This window comes from Pelovirga sp. (assembly GCF_059864205.1).
The window spans coordinates 1-3,453 of sequence record NZ_JCBCBS010000033.1 but is presented as its reverse complement, the minus strand read 5'-3'; the positions used below and the strand labels follow the sequence as shown (position 1 = coordinate 3,453).

3 protein-coding genes are annotated in these 3,453 nt (G+C 51.9%); all 3 read left to right on the top strand.

Going from position 1 to position 3,453, the window contains the following annotated elements; translation table 11 throughout:
• Window positions 1-2,307, top strand: a 2,307-nt coding sequence (locus AC6F7T_RS01930) for a glycosyltransferase (RefSeq protein ID WP_500716285.1), incomplete at its 5' end; no start/stop codon positions are given.
• Between the two features lie 525 nt (window positions 2,308-2,832).
• The gene (locus tag AC6F7T_RS01925; protein WP_500716284.1) at window positions 2,833-3,000 is read left to right on the top strand and encodes a hypothetical protein; all 168 of its coding nucleotides are present in this window, start codon (window positions 2,833-2,835) and stop codon (window positions 2,998-3,000) included.
• A 186-nt stretch (window positions 3,001-3,186) separates the two neighbouring features.
• Window positions 3,187-3,387, top strand: coding sequence for a hypothetical protein (locus tag AC6F7T_RS01920; protein ID WP_191155827.1), 201 nt, complete (start codon window positions 3,187-3,189; stop codon window positions 3,385-3,387).
• The last annotated feature ends 66 nt before the right edge of the window (window positions 3,388-3,453 follow it).

Genomic DNA, 3,453 nt, shown 5'->3' with positions numbered 1-3,453 from the left:
CAGCGCGGCATGGACTTTGTCACCATCACCGATCACAATCGGATCAAGGGCTCTCTTGAACTGGTGGAGAAATATCCGGATCGCTGCTTTACCGGGGTGGAATCAACCGCCTACTTTCCCGAAGACGGCTGCAAGGTTCATATCCTGATCTATGGTCTTGATCGCGAACAATTTGCCCGCATCCAGAATCTGCGAAAAAATCTCTATGAATTGCGTGATTATCTCAAAGCAGAAGATCTGGCCTGTGTCGTCGCTCACGCCACCTACGCGGTCAATGATCGCTTGAGCCTGGAACATCTGGAAAAACTGCTGCTGTTGTTCAATCATTTTGAGGGACGTAATGGCAGTCGCAGTCCATTGCACAATGATTCGTTATCCATGGTTCTGTCGCAACTGACCGCTGATGATATCGAGCGTCTGGAACAAAAACACGGCATCGCTCCCTGGGGAGAAACGCCGTGGAAAAAGGGTCTGACCGGCGGTTCCGACGATCACGCCGGTTTTTTTATCGGCAAAACCAGCACCAGGGTGGTAGCGAAAACTCCGGCAGAGTTTATTGACCAGATCAAGCAGGGTCGCTTGCTGCCGCAAGGACGGCAAAACAACTTTCAGGGACTGACCTTCGCCATCTACAAGATCGCTTTCGATTTTTCCCAGCACAAAAGCACCGCTTTTACCCACTCGACTCTGAGCGATCTGACCCGCTACCTGTTCTCCGAGGAAAAGCTCAGCTTCAAGGATCGTCTGCGCTTAAACCGCATGCGGTCACAGAAGAATAATCACATCTACCAAAGCATTGTCCGGCTGATTGAAACCAGCCGTAACCTCGATCAGGACGACATCGATACCCGCCTGGAGCTTCTCTACGACTGCCTCAGCGATATTTCTGATCAGTATTTCCGCTCCCTGCTGGAATCCCTCACCACCAACCTGGAAGAGATGGATCTGATCCGCATCATCGCCGGTCTCTCCTCCAGTATTCCGGGGATTTTTCTCTCCGTCCCCTTTTTCTCGGCCTTCAAGCATATGTTCGGCGACCGCCGGCTGATCAACAGCCTGGTCACCAGCCTTGGTCATGTCGGCGAACCCAAGGCTAAAAAGATTCTGTGGATGACCGACACCTATACCGACCTCAACGGGGTCTCCATGACCCTGCAGACCATCGGCCGCCTGGCGGATGAAACCGGGTACGGCATTCGAATCCTCTCCAGCTTGACCGAGGTGCAGCAGGAACAGAACCTGCCCGCAGCGAGCCTCGTGATTCCGCCGATGCATTCTTTCAAACTGCCTCATTACGAGGAGTTGACCATTAGTGTTCCGTCGGTGTTGCGTATGCTCAAGGCGATCTACGAGGAAGACCCTGACGAAATCTATGTTTCGACACCGGGGCCGGTCGGTCTGCTTGGGGTGCTCATCGGTCGCATGCTTGGAACCCCGGTGAAAGGGATCTACCATACCGACTTCACCATGGAGGCCGAGGCAATCATCGACCAGCCGGAGGTTTCAGCCCTGATTGAGAAGTACAGCCAGTGGTTCTTCAATCAGTTCGACTCCCTGCTGGTACCGACGACGGAGTATATGGAGCTGCTGAAAAAGCGCGGCTATCGTCATCGCCACATGGAACTGTTCCGGCGTGGGTTGCGGACTGAGCATTTCAAGCCCCAGCCGGTCATGATCGGCAAATCCTGTAATCATTCCCGGTTGCTCTATGTCGGGCGTATTTCCAAAGACAAAAATCTTGATTTTTTGATCGATGTCTATCGCCGTATTCGCCAACAGCATGCCGGCATTTCCCTGACCATTGTCGGTATTGGCCCCTACCTGGAAACCCTGCGGACTAATTGTTCCGATCTGCCCGATGTTACCTTTACCGGCAAGGTTCCTTACCCTGAGTTACCGGAGCTCTACAATCGTCACGATCTGTTCCTGTTCCCCAGCACCACCGACACCTTCGGCATGGTGGTCCTCGAAGCCCAGGCCTGCGGTCTGCCGGCACTGGTCTCCAACATCGGCGGACCACGCGAGATCGTCCGCGACGGACAAACCGGTTATGTTCTCGATGTGTCATCAACCCAGAGCTGGGTAACGCGCCTGGAGGAGCTGCTGGCTGATCTGGCACATGGCGGTAACCTGTGTCGATTGTTGGGAAGAAACGCGCGGGAACGGGTCGAGTCGACCTATAGCTGGAATACCATCCTGGAGGATATGGTGCGCCCGGAGATTGAGTCTGATCGCCCGTTGCGCCACCGCCAGCCCTCACCGATTAAGCGGATGCTGAAGTTCGCGTCGAATATGATGGTGCACTGACTTAGTTGAGCCACATGCTTGCCCGCAGGGTGTAAACCATTGCGCCCTCTTATCTTCTTGTCGCTTTTCTTCGACCCTTCAGGTTTGTGTTTGCCTTTGCTCCTTTTGGGGTAGAGGCACATTTTTCTGCGAGGTGCCATTTTATTCTGCCGCACCGTCACTTTTTTTCACTGCTCGCATGGGGATTTTAATCCTGCGGAGCGAAGAAACAATACAGACAACCGATTAGATAAAACCCGATTCTAAACTATAATAATGGATCTAATTCAGTTAGTTGGAGCCATTATTGGGTTGAGCTAAAACCACAAATAGTAAAAAATAAACTATCGATTTGGCCAGCAAAATGAATAGTTGCGTAACATGCTGTTTTAAAAGGGGAAAATAAAAATTTCTACTTGACAGGTGGCGGGTGAAGGTCCACAATTTATCCATAAAACCTTTTATGGTAATAAATCATATATAACGAAAGAGAGGCTGACAATGCGTTGTCCAGTGTGTGGAAGTTACGAACAGAGTGTTTTATCGATGAAATCCAAGCAATTTGTCGAGGGATTGGTGGAATGTTCGGTGTGTGGAAGCTCCTGGGCGATCAATCATGGTCATGCTGAAATGGTTGTCGATGCCCATCCCCAGAGTTTCCTGACGGGGCAGACTGAATGTGTCGAAGCTGACGATTATGTATGGGCCGCCTGAGGTCTTAGTCTGCTAAAAATTTCGTGTCAGTTCAGCACCGGATCGGGAGTCCTATGTCAAGGGACGCTTTTCGTCATCCATGACCGCTTTTTGTCGCCGTCCATGGCGACAAAAAGCCTTGCCACAGGACCCCCGACCCTGCGCAAGGATAGAGCTGAATAATTACAAACTTTAAGGAGAGATATTATGGAAGCACATAATTTAAGTGTAGCGGGACCCTGTCGTTGTGGTGGTCAGGTCAAAATTTTCGGGCCCAGCGATTTTGCTCCACACAGCCATTGGGGACTTTACTGCTCGCATGATAACTGTGAGCATATGGTGAACGGCGAAACCCTGGAGGCCGCTATTCTCGAGTGGAACCACAGCCTGGAACCGGCCCACAGTTGAGCTGAAGAGAGAGTTAGCTGATCCGACCTGGGGGCGACTGCCCTCGCAGTGCGCCCGCGGGCGGCT

Coding starts and splice junctions, on each gene's coding strand:
- AC6F7T_RS01925 (WP_500716284.1), top strand. CDS start 2,833: ATGAAATCCAAGCAATTTGTCGAGGGATTGGTGGAATGTTCGGTGTGT.
- AC6F7T_RS01920 (WP_191155827.1), top strand. CDS start 3,187: ATGGAAGCACATAATTTAAGTGTAGCGGGACCCTGTCGTTGTGGTGGT.